The 15,253-nt window shown below is 66.8% G+C and carries 13 protein-coding genes; 6 read left to right on the top strand and 7 right to left on the bottom strand.

Annotated features, from left to right (window positions below):
• Positions 1 to 47 precede the first annotated feature (47 nt).
• On the top strand, positions 48 to 851 hold the full coding sequence (locus tag IG08_RS0106005) for a nuclease-related domain-containing protein (RefSeq protein WP_030597091.1): 804 nt from the start codon (positions 48 to 50) through the stop codon (positions 849 to 851).
• Between the two features lie 4 nt (positions 852 to 855).
• Here IG08_RS0106005 and IG08_RS58815 read toward each other — a convergent pair whose 3' ends face one another.
• The 3 genes from IG08_RS58815 to ligD form a co-directional block, all read right to left on the bottom strand.
• On the bottom strand, positions 856 to 2,166 hold the full coding sequence (locus IG08_RS58815; RefSeq protein WP_052424495.1) for a vanadium-dependent haloperoxidase: 1,311 nt from the start codon (positions 2,164 to 2,166) through the stop codon (positions 856 to 858).
• Between the two features lie 96 nt (positions 2,167 to 2,262).
• Complete coding sequence (locus IG08_RS0105995; protein WP_030597086.1) at positions 2,263 to 3,543, bottom strand: vanadium-dependent haloperoxidase; 1,281 nt, start codon at positions 3,541 to 3,543, stop codon at positions 2,263 to 2,265.
• Between the two features lie 38 nt (positions 3,544 to 3,581).
• Positions 3,582 to 4,463, bottom strand: a complete 882-nt coding sequence (gene ligD, locus IG08_RS0105990) for a non-homologous end-joining DNA ligase (RefSeq protein WP_030597085.1) — start codon at positions 4,461 to 4,463, stop codon at positions 3,582 to 3,584.
• Between the two features lie 72 nt (positions 4,464 to 4,535).
• Here ligD and ku point away from each other — a divergent pair, with 72 nt between their 5' ends.
• Complete coding sequence (ku, locus tag IG08_RS0105985) at positions 4,536 to 5,570, top strand: non-homologous end joining protein Ku (RefSeq protein WP_476713186.1); 1,035 nt, start codon at positions 4,536 to 4,538, stop codon at positions 5,568 to 5,570.
• Positions 5,571 to 5,630: 60 nt separating this feature from the next.
• Here the strand turns inward: ku and IG08_RS0105980 are convergent, their stop codons facing one another.
• Together IG08_RS0105980 and IG08_RS0105975 are read right to left on the bottom strand one after the other, a co-directional pair.
• A complete protein-coding gene (locus tag IG08_RS0105980; protein ID WP_030597082.1) occupies positions 5,631 to 6,131 on the bottom strand; it encodes a peptidylprolyl isomerase in 501 nt (166 codons plus the stop codon).
• 42 nt (positions 6,132 to 6,173) lie between these two features.
• On the bottom strand, positions 6,174 to 7,232 hold the full coding sequence (locus tag IG08_RS0105975) for an acyltransferase family protein (RefSeq protein ID WP_030597080.1): 1,059 nt from the start codon (positions 7,230 to 7,232) through the stop codon (positions 6,174 to 6,176).
• Between the two features lie 810 nt (positions 7,233 to 8,042).
• Here IG08_RS0105975 and IG08_RS0105960 point away from each other — a divergent pair.
• Together IG08_RS0105960 and IG08_RS59975 are read left to right on the top strand one after the other, a co-directional pair.
• Positions 8,043 to 8,684, top strand: a complete 642-nt coding sequence (locus IG08_RS0105960) for a hypothetical protein (protein ID WP_030597078.1) — start codon at positions 8,043 to 8,045, stop codon at positions 8,682 to 8,684.
• Between the two features lie 1,592 nt (positions 8,685 to 10,276).
• Positions 10,277 to 10,660, top strand: a complete 384-nt coding sequence (locus IG08_RS59975; protein ID WP_152039027.1) for a hypothetical protein — start codon at positions 10,277 to 10,279, stop codon at positions 10,658 to 10,660.
• A 382-nt stretch (positions 10,661 to 11,042) separates the two neighbouring features.
• Here IG08_RS59975 and IG08_RS59970 read toward each other — a convergent pair whose 3' ends face one another.
• Positions 11,043 to 11,618 carry a hypothetical protein gene (locus IG08_RS59970; protein ID WP_152039028.1) on the bottom strand — a complete coding sequence of 192 codons (576 nt, stop codon included), beginning with the start codon at positions 11,616 to 11,618 and terminating at the stop codon, positions 11,043 to 11,045.
• Positions 11,619 to 11,910: 292 nt separating this feature from the next.
• Between IG08_RS59970 and IG08_RS0105950 the strand changes: the two genes are divergently transcribed.
• Positions 11,911 to 12,486 (top strand): DUF6082 family protein, encoded by a 576-nt coding sequence (locus IG08_RS0105950; RefSeq protein WP_158812185.1) that lies wholly within the window; start codon positions 11,911 to 11,913, stop codon positions 12,484 to 12,486.
• A 1,338-nt stretch (positions 12,487 to 13,824) separates the two neighbouring features.
• A complete protein-coding gene (locus IG08_RS0105940) occupies positions 13,825 to 14,745 on the top strand; it encodes a nuclease-related domain-containing protein (RefSeq protein WP_043453359.1) in 921 nt (306 codons plus the stop codon).
• An 11-nt stretch (positions 14,746 to 14,756) separates the two neighbouring features.
• On the opposite strand, the gene IG08_RS0105935 is transcribed toward IG08_RS0105940, so the two are convergent.
• Entirely contained in the window at positions 14,757 to 15,245 is a 489-nt protein-coding gene (locus IG08_RS0105935) for an NUDIX domain-containing protein (protein ID WP_043453338.1), read from the bottom strand.
• Positions 15,246 to 15,253 lie beyond the last annotated feature (8 nt).

The raw sequence follows: 15,253 nt of genomic DNA, 5'->3' as shown, positions 1-15,253 counted from the left end.
TGCCTGCGGAGCACCCCGCCTGTTCCCATGGTCGGGGGTGATGGTGCATGAGCGGACTGCGCGTCGTACCGACCTGGCGCCACGGCCAGGAGCGGCTGTACGTCTGCCTCACGGACGGCAGGAACATCGCCTGGTACGACCGTGAGGCTGCCCGGATCAACCTGTTGAGCGAAGACCGCCGGGACGACGTGCTCCATGTCCTCGGCCCCTTCCTGACCGGCCCGGTGGCCGTGGGTCCGCCGCCGGTCCCGACCCCCGCGGAGCTGGCCCGGCTGTCTCTGCACCCGGACGACGACCTGGCGCCCAACCGGCCCGGCGAGGCCCTCCAGATCGCCCTGGACCGGGACCCCGGCCCGCCGCACCGGCTCCGTCGCGATCCCCGGCGGCGCGCGCTGGAGGCCGAGCAGACGGTGGGAGAGGCCCTGGACCGTCTCGACGGTGCCGGGTGGCACGCGCTGCACTCGGTCCCGCTGCCCGGCGGCGACCGCGTCCACCACCTGTTGATCGGCCCCGGCGGACTGTTCGCCGTCCACGCCCTGTACGCCCGCAAGCAGCGGGTCACGGTCGCCGACCCCATGGTCACGCTGGGCCGCCGTGAACCGCACCCGCTGCTGCGCCGCGTCCGCGCCGACGCCGACCGCGCCTCCTACGCGCTGACCGCCGAGGTCCATCCGGTCCTGGCCCTGGCCGGCCCCGCGGACGTCACGGTCACCCTCCCGCCCCGCGAGGTCCGCATCCTCCAGGACACGGACCTCGAAGGGCTCGCCCGCCTGGGCGGGGTGCTGAAGCCGGCGGACGTGGAGGCGCTGCACGCGATGGCACGGGACCGGAACACGTGGACGCGCATCTAGCCGGCTACTTGATCGGTTTGAAGTAGTGGGCGAGGGCATAGGAGCCGATCCGGCCGCCCGTCCTGTTCGCCACCACGTCGCTGGAGCGGAAGTGCAGCCCGCCCCACACCCGGGCGTCGATCACGTCCCGGTTGTAGTCGGCGGCGCTGGTGTACGTACGACTCGTGCCCGTGACCGCCGACGAGATCCGGAAGTCGATGTCCCCGCCGGTCAGGCGGTTCAGGACACTCATCACGGCACCGTCGTTGACGTTGTGGCCGCTGACCCAGTCCGGATACGGAGGCGTGTCGAGCAGCGGCAGCCAGGACGGGTCGGCCGCGGTCGCGGGGTTGCCGTCGGTGTCCGCCAGCTGGATGGCGGTGATGGGCCGCCACTGGGCGTAGGTGAACTTGGCGTTCCATCCCGTGATCGTCGCGTCGGCCATCGCCGTACCGGTGGCGGCGAACAGCCGGGCCGCGTCGACGATGCCGAGCCCGTGCCGTTCGACGTAGCCGCGGTTGGCGGCCTGAACCTGCAGCGGCAGGGCGTCGGAGAAGAACCGCGCGGTCTCGGTCTGCTGTGCCGTGCGGGTCGAGCCGGTCCGCGCTCCGACCGCCTTCACCTCGGCGAACTCCCGGGTGTAGGCCTTCGAGGTCAGCGTGGGCGGAGCGCCCGGCAGGAACTGGTCCGGCGAGTCGAGCAGCATCGGCCGCACCTGTCCGAGCCACGGCACGGCGAAGGGCGCGTTGGCCGGCAGGGTGGGCCGCCAGACGCCGGGCGCGGGTGGCCTGTCGTACGTCACCGGGGCGCCGCGTCCGTCGTTCTCGCGCAGCTGCACGATCCGTGCGGCGGCCCGCTCGCCGAAGGCGACGCCCTTGTCCTCGGCCCGGCCGTCGGGGATCTTCGCGAGGGACGCGGTGAGGGCGGCGTCGAGCCGGGCCTGCGAGGCCGGGAAGTAGGTCAGGAGAACCCGGTGGGCGGCGGCAGCGGCGGCCGCCTCGGAGGAGGCGCCGCGCGGACCGCGCTCGTGCCACTTGTACGGGGTGTAGCGGCCCTCGATGCCGACGACCGCGTTGTAGACGGCGGCCGAGACGAAGCCGTACCAGAGGAGCTGCTCGGGCACCGGCCTCTTGGCGTCCGTGTGGACGGTGGCGACGGCGGTCTCGCTCCAGTCGAGGATCACCTGAGGGCTCGCGGTCCGTGCCGTGGGCTGCTGCGGGGCGGCCGCGGAGGCGGCCCAGGGCACGGTGCCGAGTGCGAGGGCGAGGAGGCCGGTCAGGAGCGTCCGGCGCCCGCCACGGGGTGCTAAGGCACTGCTTGCGGTGTCTCTTGTCATGGGGTGTCCCCCCTTGGACGGTTGTGTTGTGCCCAAGGTTGGACCCATGACCGGGGCGGACCGGCGAGTTCCGCCGTTTTGCTCAGCCCGCTGAACTCACCGGTGCAGTGGCTGGAAATGGTGGCGGAGCGCCCGCTCGCCGATGTGCCGGCCGATCCGGTTGCCGACCACGTCGGCGGTGCGGAAGTGGATCCCGCTCCAGATCCGCGCGTTGATGACGTCCCGGTTGAAGTCGGCGGAGCTGGTGTACGTCCGGGTGGTGCCCGTCGGTGCCGACGTGAGGCGCAGGTCGATGTCCCCGCCGGTCAGTCCGTCGAGTACGGCCATGACGGCGCCGTCGTTGGCGCAGTGGCCGCCGATGTACTCCGGGTACGGAGGCGTACGCAGCAGCGGCTCCCAGGCCGGGTCGGCCTCGGTGGCCGGGTTGCCGTCGGTGTCGGCCAGCCGGACCGCGTGGACCGGGCGCCACAGGGCGTAGTGGAACTTGGCGTTCCAGGTGGTGATCGTCGCGTCGGCCGACGCGGTGTTGGCGGCGGCGAACAGCCGGGCCGCGTCGACGATGTCCAGCTTGTGCCGCATGACGCGGTCGGCGTAGCCGCGCTGGAGCTGCTGCGGCAGCGGGTCGGAGAAGAAGAGCGCGGTCTCGGTCTCCCAGGAGCTCCGCTCGGTGCTGTTCTTGGCGCCCACCGCCTTCACCTCGGCCAGTTCACGGGCGTACCGCTTCGAGGTCAGCGCGGGCGGCGGGCCCGGCACGAACCGGGCCGGGTCGTCGAAGGTCATCGGCCGCACCTTGCCGAGCCACGGGTTGACGGCGGGGCGGTGGTCCGGCGGCGCGGGGCGCCAGACGCCGGGGGCGGGCGTCGGGTCGAACGTCACCTTCGCGTCGCGCCCGTCGTCCTTGCGCAGCTCGATGATCCGCGCGGCGGCGCGCTCCCCGAAGCGGACGCCCTGCTTCTCCGCCTGGCCGTCGGGAACCTTCGCGAGGGACGCGGTGTAGGCGGTGTCGATCCGCGTCTTCGACGCCGGGAAGTAGGTCAGGAGCACCCGGCGGGCGGCGGTCGCGGCGGCCGCCTCGGAGGAGGCGCCGCGCGGGCCGCGGGCGTGCCACTTGTACGGGGTGTAGCGGCCCTCGATGCCGACGACCGCGTTGTAGACGGCGGCCGAGACGAAGCCGTACCAGAGGAAGGGCTCGGCGGCGGGGCGCTGGGCGTCGACGGAGACGACGTCCATGGCGGTCCTGCTCCAGTCGGTGATGACGGTGGAGCCCGGGGCCTTCCTGGTGGCGGCTTCCGTGGGTGTCGTCGCCCAGGGCAGGGCGACGAGGGCGAGAGCGGTCAGGCCGATGGCGGCGGTGCGGGTGGATGGTCGTGCGTGCATGCGGCTCCTTCTTCGTGGGGTCCCCCTCTTTGCGGGAGTCAGGGGAGCGGGCCCGCGTGGTCCGGGTCGAGGAGCGGGGCCAGCAGGTCGCCGTAGGCCTGGATGCGTGGGGCCAAGTCCGCTGCCAGGAAGGTGAGTTGGTCGGGGGAGCGGCAGTCCTCGACCTCCTCCCAGGTGACCGGCGCGGACACGGTCGGCTCGGGGCGGGCGCGCAGGGTGTAGGGCGTGGCGGTGGTCTTGCGGGCGGCGTTCTGGCTCCAGTCGACGAAGACCTTCCCGGGGCGCAGGCTGCGCGTCATCCGGTGGACGACCAGCCGGGGCATGGCCTTCTCGGCCTCCACGGCGAGCTCCTTGGCGTACTCCGACACCTGCTCGGACGTTGATCCGCGCACCGCCGCCAGCAGATGCAGCCCCTTCGAGCCGGAGGTCTTGGCGTACGCCTCGATCCCGTCCGCCGCCAGCCGCTCGCGCAGCCACAGCGCGACCTCGCAGCACTCGACGATGCCGGCGGGTGCACCGGGGTCGAGGTCGAAGACGAGCCGGTCGGCCTCGCCGGGGGCGCCGATCACCCACTGGGGCGTGTGGAACTCGGTGACGAGATTGGCGGCCCACATCAGACTCGCGAGGTCCTGCACGAGCACCATCCGCGCCGGCCCCTCCGAACGGGGCACCTCGGCGGTGGTGACCCAGTCGGGCGTACCCGGCGGGACGTTCTTGGTGAAGAACACCTCGCCGTCGGGTCCGTCCGGGTAACGCAGGAAGGACACCGGACGGTCCCGCAGATGGGGTAGCAGGACGTCGGCGGTGGTGGCGTAGTAGTGCAGCACCTCGCCCTTGGTGAAGCCGGTCGCCGGGTACAGCACTTTCTCCAGGTTGCTGAGCGCGAGCCGTCGCCCCTCCACCTCTGTGATCGGCGTCATACGATGAGAATTCCAGGTATTGCGGAGTAAATGTGAAGAAGATCCACTAAACCGACCGAAAGGGTGCTGCACGTGCGATCCATATGGAACGGCGCCATCTCGTTCGGCCTGGTCAGCATCCCGATCAAGCTGGTGAACGCCACCGAGAGCCACTCGATCTCCTTCCGCCAGATCCATCTGGAGGACGGCGGCCGCATCCGCTACCGCAAGGTCTGCGAGCTGGAGGAGCGGGAGGTCACCGGGGCGGAGATCGGCAAGGGCTACGAGGACGCGGACGGCACGATCATCCCGATCACGGACGAGGACCTCGCCCATCTGCCGCTTCCGACGGCGAAGACGATCGAGATCGTGGCCTTCGTCCCGGCGGACCGGATCGACCCGCTCCAGATGGAGGCCGCGTACTACCTCGCGGCGGGCGGCGTCCCGGCGGCCAAGCCGTACACGCTGCTGAGGGAGGCGCTGAAGCGCAGCAACAAGGTGGCCATCGCGAAGTTCGCGCTACGCGGCCGTGAGCGCCTGGGCATGCTCCGCGTGGTCGAGGACGCCATCGCCATGCACGGACTGCTCTGGCCGGACGAGGTCCGCGCCCCGCAGGGCGTCGCCCCCGACACCGACGTCACGGTCAACGACAAGGAACTCGACCTCGCGGACGCCCTGATGGACACCCTCGGCGAGATCGACCTCGACGACCTGCACGACGAGTACCGCGAGGCCCTGGAGGAGGTCGTCGCCGCGAAGGCCGCGGGCGAGGCGCCGCCGGAGGCTCCCGAAGCGGCTCGCGGCGGCAAGGTGCTCGACCTGATGGCCGCGCTGGAGAAGAGCGTGCGGGACGCGAAGGAGTCGCGGGGCGAGGAGGAGGCGGAGGTGACACGCCTCCCGGCCCGCAAGCCGGCTCGCGCCACGCCCAAGCAGACGGCCGGCAAGAAGTCGACGTCCACGGCGAAGAAGACGGCTGCCGCGAAGAAGACGACGGCGGCTGCGAAGAAGACGACGGCGGCTGCGAAGAAGTCGACGGCGAAGTCGACGGCGAAGTCGACCGCCCAGTCGACTCGGGGGACGAAGAAGACGGCGGCCAAGAAGACGACCGCCCGCAAACGGACCGCGTGACCTGCGGCGTGACAGCCGCAGGTCCCGTCAGCCCTGTTGAGCCCTGTTGAGAGCCGTCGGTCAGCCGACGACCTTGGCGCTCTCGATGACGACCGACTGCGTGGGCACGTCCTGGTGACCGCGGCTGCTGCCCGTCTTGACGCCCGTGATCTGGTCGACGACGTCCTGACCCTCGACGACGCGGCCGAAGACGGTGTAGCCCCAGCCGTTCGGGTTCTTCGCCGTGAAGTTGAGGAAGGCGTTGTCCGCGACGTTGACGAAGAACTGGGCCGTCGCCGAGTGCGGGTCGCTGGTGCGCGCCATCGCCACGGTGTAGGCGGTGTTCTTCAGACCGTTGTCGGCCTCGTTCTGGACCGGCGCCTGGGTGGGCTTCTGCGCCATGTCCGCGGTGAAGCCGCCGCCCTGGACCATGAAGCCCGGGATCACCCGGTGGAAGATCGTGCCGTCGTAGTGCCCGTTCTGGACGTACGACAGGAAGTTCTCGACGGTCTTGGGCGCCTCGGCGTCATTGAGCTCGAGAACGATACGGCCGAAGTTCGTGGTCAGCTCGACCCTGGACATGGGAATCGTCCCTTTCTGGTATGGCATGACCGAAGCATCTTGTCACACGGTCTCTCGGCGGAAGCCCCACCGCATCTCCGGCTCCACCACGCAACGGAAGACGCGCCGCACGGGCGGGGTGCACAGCACGGTCACGATCGCGGCGGCGACGACACCGACGACGAGCGCGCCGAGCGGCCCCTGGATCCAGGCGGGGTCGTACCAGCCCCAGAACTTGGCGCCCTGCGCGAGGAACCCGTGCAGCAGATAGCCGTACAGCGTGCCCGCGCCCAGCACCGTGAACCACATCCGCCGCCCGGGCACCAGGGAGAGGAAACAGGCGACCAGGAGCAGCGAGCAGCCGAAGGCGACCAGGGTCATCAGCGGCCCGGACCAGGCGGGCGCGCCCAACTCCGCGGCGCTGTCGCGGTGGTAGAACCAGGCACCGCTCATCCGCGGCACCGCCCAGTACGCGATCACGAGCGCGCACACGAACACCGGCACGGCCCACACCCGCACCGCACGGCGCCGCAGCATCCGGAAGTGCTCCGGCTGCAGGCACAGCCCCAGCACGAAGTACGGCAGGAACTGCAGGGCCCGCTGCAGATCGAGGTCGTTGCCGATCGACGGCGCGAGGGTCGCGAGCATGGCGACGGCGAGCGCGATCGGCAGGGGATGGCGCACCCGCTTCCAGAAGGGGGTGGTCAGCCGCCACATGAACAGCGCCACCAGGAACCACGTCAGGTAGAGGGGATCCAGGAGGCTGACGGGCCGGTCCGGCTCCTGGTCGGTCCACCTAGTGAAGAGGGTGTACGCCGTCTCGAACACGACGTACGGCACGACGAGCCCGGTCAGCAGCCGCTTCAGCCGCTCCGGGCTCCCGTCGAAGTTCCGCGAGAAGTACCCGGAGACGACGATGAACGCCGGCATGTGGAAGGCGTACACCACCATGTACAGCGCGGACACCGTCCGGCTGCCGTCCCGCAGCGGCTCCCACGCGTGGCCCGCCGCCACCAGGACTATCGCCAGGTACTTGGCGTTGTCGAAGAAGGCGTCCCGGCCCTGCGTGCGCTCGGGCGCGGGACTTTCCTGAGGGGCGGCTGTGAGGAGGCGCTGAGACATCCCAGCCGCCTCACCACTTCCCGCCGCCCCAAACCCCGGACCTCTGTGCGAGCCGTACCACCCCGGGCACTCGGGTGCCCAGCACCTTCTCCGCCGCATTGAGGGCGTCCTCGTTCGCAGTTGATGTCGGCCAGGGCGACGACGATCGACCGCTCCGTGGGCTTGCCCTGTGGGAACGGGGTCTTCCGCACGGGTGCGGTCTTCTGCGACCGTTCCAGGCTGTCGTAGTCGAGCTTGGAGACCAGCGAGAAGTCGATCTTCGAGAAGCCGATCCCGTCGACGGCCCACTTCCTGCGTCCGCCCCCGGGGATCTCCTTCCCCTCGTAGGCGCGGGGCGCCGACGACGCGTCGGGCCGACCGCCGACGCGGCCGGTCAGTACGGCCATCGCCGCCGCACTCAGCTCCGGCAGCTGCTGCCACTGCTGCCGAACGCCAGGGGACGGGAGTCCCCCCGGCGCTCCCGCGGCTCGCGAAGTCGTCCGCGTCCGGCAGCGGCGCTCAGTCCACGCGGCTCGCCGCCGCATCCGCGCCCGACGACCCGAGCGAGGACACGGCCGAGCGCACCTGCGCCGTCGCCCGCAACAACGTGAAGAAGCAGGCGTTCCAGCCCACTCCGTGCCAGGTGGAGTGGGCCGTCGACCAGGCGGTCGTCGGCAGTGCTCGGCATCGCCCGCCTGCACAACGTCCCGCTGACCGGATGATCGATGCAGGGACAGCCCGCTCCCGTCGGCAGTGTGACGGACGCGCGAGAGCAGGAGGTCGCGCAGAAATCGCCGTGCGGCGTGAGCAGGGGTGCCGCAGACTTCCTGGGTGATCGTTCTGCAGCCCGTCCTGGAGATCCACGCCTCCGACGGCTTCACCCTCTGGCCTGTCGCGGAGTCCGGGCCATACGGCTACCTGCCGCTCAGCGGCAGGCTCGATCCTGCCGAGGTCGGCACAGCGGTGATGCGGATCGCCGAATGCAACAACATCGATCCCGAGGACGACGGGCGCCCACCACGGCCCACCGACCCACTCGGGGGCTTCCTGCACGGACTGCTCACCATGGACGACCTCTTCGCATCCGGCGGCCTGCGGATCGCTGACACCGCAACCGGCACCACGCTGCTGCCGGGCTGCTGCAACGGTCTGGACGAGAGGCGCGACTGGCTTGAGGCCATCGACGGCAAGGGCTGGGCCTCCTTCGGCCACGACCCCTCTCCGCTCGCTGAACGGCACGGCGAAGTCGTCCGATTGACCGTCGACGCCGAGCACGACGACAGCCCGGTGATCGAGCTACCCGTCACCGATCTGCGTCGCCTGCTCGCCGACGCAGAGCGCGACCTGATCGACTTCCTCCAACTGGCCGCCGCCTGGGCCGCCCTGCACCTGCCCGATCACGCCACCCCTGTCACCTCCGCCCTCGGCCGTGCGTTGGACCTGCCCACACCGGTGGCACCGCCGAACCGGTAGGGCTACGTGCCGGCGCCCTACCTCGGATTCATTGGCAACGGTCTTCAGGCTCGAGGTGCTCAGTCGGATCTCTACGGGACGGCCCTTAGCCGCCGTAGATCCTAAGAGCGGCACACGGCTGCACACACGCGAAGACCCCGCACTCAGCATCTCTGCTGTTCACGGGGTCTTTAGGCACCTCAGAAAGGGTGCCCCCGGCAGGATTCGAACCTGCGCACACGGCTCCGGAGGGCGCTTCGGTCTCAGACATGTGCACAGGTCACTGCCTCTGCGCGCACCGATTATCGGGTGACCGGTCCACGAATGGTCCACAGCCTCGCCGCCAGTCTCCTCGTGGTCAGACGCGCTCAGCCCGAGCGACTGCGTCAGCGCGTGGCGCCATGTCGGGCTCGTGTGCAGGGGCGGCCACCCAGGAATAGAGCATGAGGCACGCTTCTTCGAGTAGGGCCACACAGTCGTTCCGGTTGGATTCCGCTATGTACTACCCCTCCCCGCTCGGAAGAGACACACTCAAAACAGCTCGCCATGTGAAATTGACATTTGGCTTGGGCTGTCCGGATCCATCCCAGGAAAAGATCCGTATCTGTAGGTCGACCTCGGTCGGCGGTGGTGGTGGACCGGGCAGCACGGGTGGCGGCACCTGAACCACATGAGTTAAGAACACGGGATCGTCGGACCGGGCCGTAGCTGTAACCCAGACCTCGTCTTCTGACGCAATCTTCCATTCGTCCCAGCAGACGAAGTTACGCACATGTACGATCGTCGAACCGTCAGATCCCGTCGTGGCGTAGCCCATTAGGTCGAGAAGCCGCGTTGGAGTGCAGACATTTGGCCATTGGGGTGCAGGAGGCGCAAGCCCGATTGTTCGCTGCGCTACAACGCCGAATCGGCCAGGTTCGTCCCACCGCATATACGCCCCGATAGAATAGCGAACCCTAAGTACATTGCCAGGGAATTTTATCTCGGTTCCGACCTCCGGAGTTGCAGCACCAACAGCTTCCTGATCCATTTTTCACCTTCCAATTAGATTTTGCCTAGCTTGAGCGACCCAAGGCTGCACTCAGTTAAAGATAGCGTCAACCTTCTGAGCGCTTCTTGTTACTTTTAGGTGCAGAATTATTGATCTACCCGTGCGATCCAAAGAGGGGGTTGAGCGTCGTGTGGCCTGTGAGTGGCTTCGTAGCTCAGGATGCACAAGTTGAAGTTGCGAGATACTGCCCTGCAGGCGAGAGGCCCCCTGGATGATCCACGGAGGGCCTCGACTGGCGTGCTCGATAGAACTCGAATGTGAGAGTTTCTAATCCGTGGCTTATGCCAGAAGGATACTCCCGACTACACGAGTCGCCGCCGGGTTGCCAATCGGCATTATAGAGGCGAGACGGACCGCTGTGGCTACTATAATTCACTGTTGTGCAGCTAGGGCTGTGAAGCGTCTCGTTTCCTCAATTGGGCCCGCGTGGCCCCTGTTGAGGGCCCTCTCGTGCGAGTAGATTCGAGACTTGCCGCGCCCAGAGACACTGTCGCAGGGCAACTCCGCGGTCCGCCGTTGCCTACGACGGCTCGGCCTCCAATCGAAGTAAGGGGAGCGATCAATGGCGCAGTTCGCCCAATTCGTTGCTGTTGGAGGTACAGACGACGCTTTTCGTCTACCAGATTCGACCAGCAACAGAACCACGCGCACCTTCGACTTGCCCGATCTGGACCCTGAACGGAAGTCCGTTCTGATGTTCAAGGTGGCGATGTCTGGGAACATATCCCTCACCATGCAGATAAACGACAACCCCGGGCTTTCAATCAACTTCTCGCTAGAATCGCGGTCAGACTTGGATGCGCTTCGTTCGTGGCATGAAGTCTTAGATGCTCACGCGGTCAGAGAATCCAAGAACATTCTTATAATTAAGGGCGAGGGTGGTGGTGTCGGCGCGGCCGTGTCGGTGTCAGACATCGTAGTTCTCTACCATGCCAACACGGATTAGGCTGGCCAACAGGCCTTGCTTCGTAGGTTGGTGGAGTCTCAATGGCCGAGCCAAGCCTTCATCTGGTGTCGACATTCACCGATCTCGAAAACCGTTGTGGCGCAAGTCACCGTGGGTTCAAACTCCAGCGGCCCCCGACCAGGTAACTCGGTCGGGGGCCGTTCTCGTGTGCTCTGTCCGTCAACCACCGTGGTTCCCCGCCAATTACCGGTCGATCGGGCACGGCAGGGGCACGGGCACCTTCTGATCCGTAGCTCTGTGTGGAGCGGTCATTGACGGTCGTATGGGGCGTGCATGGGTCAGGGGCGGTTGCCCTTGCACCGAACTGGTCGTTGCGGTTGCTGTACTTCATTGCTGTATCGCAGCGAGGAGCCGAGACGCATCATGCTATCCGTCCGAAGATCCACTTTCTCTGCCTTGGGCTCGGCGGGGTGTGGATTACCTGGCGAGCGGCGTTGAAGAACACTGTGCGTGCTGCATCGGCGCGTTCTCGCAGCTCGTCCAGTTCCTCAGTGGCTGCTTCGTCCAGCGGAAACCGGACCTGACGAACTTTTTGGACTACCGTCTCCGCCGTGCCGGCGAGGGCGACACATGCCGCATCAACGATGTTGGGACCCAGCAGTTGTACTCGCTCAAGGGGCTGGTCGAGGTCCCCCTTGATCTTGAGGGACTTGTTCCAGATGTACTCTTCCGTCGCCTCGATTAGATCGCCCTCGTATGTGGCCTCTCGATGATCCCACTCCTCGTCGTTTGAGGGTGGTAGATCGATAAGTTTCAAGATGCTTGCGTCCCAGGAAGCGAGAAGAACTGTAAAGGCTTCCTGCCGTTGCCCTCGGAGCCATTGCTCGTGCTCCACTACCGCCTCGTCCCGAACCTGCCAACGCCCGAAGCAGACGCCAGCAAGCACACCCACGACACCTATCAAGGCGGCGATCACGGTCGCCTGCTCTGCGGTCATGCTTGAAGTGTGCCGGGGGCTGGCCCCTAAGACACCCGCTTTAAGAGCGAGGTTGGATCACATGGCGGCTGGCCTGCACGTTCCTGCCCTGCGCTGATCTCCTTGGCGGCGCCTGCTGATCCTCGATGTTCCCCGTGGTTCCCCGCCCGATCTGGCGCGGCTTTGGCACGGGCGTTTGACTCGTTGTGTGCGGCTCTCCGCACGGCGAGTATTGGTCTGGACAGTGCAGAATTGGGGGGGGGTAGTGGGTTTTAGTCCGAGGGGCTCCCGTCGACTAGTGGTCGTCTCGGCGGTGACGTTGCTGTTCGTTGCTGCTCTTCTGGCGGCACCTTTCATTCTGATCAGCGACACCATCCAGGCATTTAGTGCTGCGTCGGTGCTGATGTCTGGGATGGCGCTGACAGGTGTAGCAGGTTCGCTCTTCTACCAAGCGCAGCAGACGAAGGTGGTCAGGGATGAGCGCGATAGGGCTACTCATCGGGAGATGATCTACTTGGCGATGGAAGATCGCGATCTAGCCGCTTGCTGGGAGCCACCAGATGTTCCGATGACATTTGAGCGGTACCGGCAAGTCATCTACACCAACCTGATCATGGGCAGGTGGCATGCGGCTTACCTGCTCGGCGATGTAGACGCTTCCACGCTTCGGTACATCCTTGATCAGCACTTCAGAGGTGAGATAGGGCGACTGCACTGGCGGAATGCGCGCAATCATTGGCCGCATATGACGGTCGGGGGGCGGAAAGCGAAGGCTGCCGAGTTCGCTGCGATCGTCGAAGAGGGATACCAGACGGCGATGGAGGCAGGACCTGCAGTCGCGGCAGACGGCTACTTCGATCCGGATGGGCCGCGCTTTATGGCCCGATGACCTCCTGCTCTGCCGAAGATCACGCTAGGTGGATGGGTGAGTTAAACGCCGCTGAGTGTGCTCAGTAGCCGAAGAAGTGAAGGTCCGGGTCTCTGACCTGCGACCGCGTAATCGATCAACGCTGCGACCTAGCTGTCGATGGTTGTCAGCGTTGGTCGTCGTTGAGCACCCTCCGACGGCCCCGAGACGGCCCGAGACTATGCGGAGCGTCCCCTGTCGGCGGATGCTGGTAAGTATGAACGTGCGACTGGAAGTGTTGGTGGGTGACGAATGGCGTCCAGTGCGGCGTATGTACCAGGGGGCTGCTCAGCACTTGACCTCTGATCCGTTTCGGCCGGTGCCCGAGGAGTCTCAGCAAGAGCTGTGGGCGCAGGCTGTCAACGCCTTGGAGAAGTTCGGCGGACACCCGGTAAGTGTGATGACTGAGTGCAAGAGAGGGACGGAGACGGTGCTCTTTGGCGCCGGGGCAGCCGGACCATTCCGGATCGAGCAGACCAAGGCTGAGGCCTGAGGTCACCCACGTGATCGATGGAGTGACTTTGGCCGGGAGCTGCTTTGGGGGGAGTGATCATGGCCCCGTAAGCTTCCGGCGAGTCGGGCAGTCTGTGGACCTGCCCGTTAAAGCACGACGTTGGGGCCATGATCTTCGAGGCTCCCCCCAAAGTGGCTGGCTAAAGTCACGGAGTCGATCACCCCGGCCACGTCGGGTTTCCCCTCCTTGACGGCCGCGTCCGCCGTCCGGCCGGTGGCTTGGCGCCGACTCGTCGCGCCGCTCGAACGCCTGCGTATCTGGCAGCGTCGGTCCGCGTGCCGCCGCCACCACGATCCGGCCTCTTTCGGTAGCACAAAGCGTCTTTTACGTGCACCGTTGGGGATCACATCTGCCCCCGTGCCCGTGTTGGTATGTGGCCGCTGCGTGTGGCGACGGACGGGCGGCGCGGCGCGGCCGGTGGCGGAGACATGGAGGCGGCGCGGCGGCGACCGGCCGGCGCCGCCGCGCTTGCGCGGCCCTCGGTGATCCGACCTACGTGTGTAGGCAACTGGGTGGAAAGGGGTGCGTGATGGCCCCTGAAACGGGAGCGTTGGGGTTTGGCAGCTGTTGTTCTTTTCCCTCTCCGAGGCCGGATCGTGGTGGCGGCGGCATGCGAGCCGGAAGCGGCTGTTGATGCGCTTGGGCGGGAGTCGCGGCCAGCGATCGAAGAGCGCCGTTGACCACCGGCCGAGCGAGCGCAGCGAGCCTTGATGAAGTAGGGAAAGTCTGACCGCAAGGCGCCCTTGCCGGGCTCGTCGCCGACTGATGCCATGTGTGTGGGGATGGCATCCATGTGGGGCGGGTCAATGAGCGATCTCACGGTGAACCCGTGGAAGCGGCATGGCAGGGATCGGCTGTACGTGAATTTGCCGGATGGGACCACGGTTGCGTGGGCGGATCGCGCTACGAAGGTCATCACCGTCAAGGTGCAGAAGTACCGCCATGAGGCTGTTGTCTTGCTGCGTCAGCACCTGGGCGACTCAGCGACTGTCTACGACGAGCCGTCGAGGCATGTTGCAGCTTCTGAGCAGAAAACGGCGGTACGTCCTCCGCGATCAGCGCCGCCCGTGGCCTCCCGACGAGATCGACCGCTGAAGCTGCCAGAACTGACCGTCGCTGATGACTTGGCGCAGAACCGTCCGGGCGCCGTGCTCCTCGAAGCCATCGCGGCTCGCGGCCCATCGTCGGCTCAGCGGGCGTGGTCCAAGGTGCTGAGGCGTTCTTCGGAGTGGGACTCCTGGTACACAGGGCTCGAAGGTGAACGGCGCGTAGGTCGTGAGCTTCGGCGCCTGTCTGCCCATGACTGGAGGGTCCTGCACGGGGTGCCCAAGAGCAACGGTGGCGACATCGATCACCTGTTGATCGGCCCTGGTGGAGTATTCACCATCAACACCAAGCATCATTCCGGCGCATCGGTGTGGGTCGGCGACGAGATGGCCAAGGTCAATGGCGGACCACCGCTGCCGTACGCGGCGTCGAGCAAAGCGGAAGCCGCTTATGTACAAGGGGTGTTAGAGCGACACTGCACATTTGCCGTACCTGTGGAACCTGCGCTCGTGTTCGTCGGAGTGGCCTCACTGCATCGCGCCGTCACGCAGTACGCCGTACGGATCTATCAGGAGCGAGAGGTGTCATCTCTCGGTCCGCTCTCGGGCAAGCTCACCGCGCACCAAGCGGAGGAGGTCTATGCCATCGCCCGGCATCGGCGCGTCTGGCTGCGCCCCTGAGCTGCCGACGGCTACGCGGCTGCCTCCTCGGGTCGCCGTCCGTGTTCCAGGTAGATCGGATAGGCCTTTGTGCGCGCATCCTTTGCGGCGAGGATTCGCCGGGCAAGTCGAGGGATGGCACGTTCGTTGATCTCGGCTGGCGACAGGAACGCGTGGCCCTTCAGCTCCTCGGGCTGCAATGCGATCCGGGCCAAGGTCTCGGGGGTGAGCTGTCCACCATCGAAGAGGTACAGCACCTTGTCGCCCTCGCCCGCACTGGGCGCCCAGTCGACAGCGAGCAAGCGCCCCAGGGAAACGGCGATGCCTAGTTCCTCTCGGACCTCACGGACAGCGGCGTGAAGCGGCGATTCGCCAGTCTCGACGTACCCGCCGGGGACGTCCCAGTAGTCCTTATAAGTGGGCTCGACCATGAGGACTCGATCAGCGGAGTCAAAAAAGAGCGCACCCGCGGCCATGCGCGGATGCGCCATCTTCGCTTCGTGCTCGTTCGCTGCTGCCATGAGCCGAG

It is taken from the genome of Streptomyces fulvoviolaceus (assembly GCF_000718165.1).
In the GTDB taxonomy this organism is placed as follows: Bacteria; Actinomycetota; Actinomycetes; order Streptomycetales; family Streptomycetaceae; genus Streptomyces; species Streptomyces fulvoviolaceus.
The sequence above is the reverse complement of the archived record's forward strand: the minus strand, read 5'-3'. Positions and strand labels throughout refer to the sequence as shown.

What these genes read in the sequence shown, in the direction of transcription:
- IG08_RS0106005 (WP_030597091.1), top strand. Translation starts at nt 48, where the DNA reads ATGAGCGGACTGCGCGTCGTACCGACCTGGCGCCACGGCCAGGAGCGG.
- IG08_RS58815 (WP_052424495.1), bottom strand. Translation starts at nt 2,166, where the DNA reads ATGACAAGAGACACCGCAAGCAGTGCCTTAGCACCCCGTGGCGGGCGC.
- IG08_RS0105995 (WP_030597086.1), bottom strand. Translation starts at nt 3,543, where the DNA reads ATGCACGCACGACCATCCACCCGCACCGCCGCCATCGGCCTGACCGCT.
- ligD (WP_030597085.1), bottom strand. Translation starts at nt 4,463, where the DNA reads ATGACGCCGATCACAGAGGTGGAGGGGCGACGGCTCGCGCTCAGCAAC.
- IG08_RS0105980 (WP_030597082.1), bottom strand. Translation starts at nt 6,131, where the DNA reads ATGTCCAGGGTCGAGCTGACCACGAACTTCGGCCGTATCGTTCTCGAG.
- IG08_RS0105975 (WP_030597080.1), bottom strand. Translation starts at nt 7,232, where the DNA reads ATGTCTCAGCGCCTCCTCACAGCCGCCCCTCAGGAAAGTCCCGCGCCC.
- IG08_RS59975 (WP_152039027.1), top strand. Translation starts at nt 10,277, where the DNA reads ATGGCGCAGTTCGCCCAATTCGTTGCTGTTGGAGGTACAGACGACGCT.
- IG08_RS59970 (WP_152039028.1), bottom strand. Translation starts at nt 11,618, where the DNA reads ATGACCGCAGAGCAGGCGACCGTGATCGCCGCCTTGATAGGTGTCGTG.
- IG08_RS0105940 (WP_043453359.1), top strand. Translation starts at nt 13,825, where the DNA reads ATGAGCGATCTCACGGTGAACCCGTGGAAGCGGCATGGCAGGGATCGG.
- IG08_RS0105935 (WP_043453338.1), bottom strand. Translation starts at nt 15,245, where the DNA reads ATGGCAGCAGCGAACGAGCACGAAGCGAAGATGGCGCATCCGCGCATG.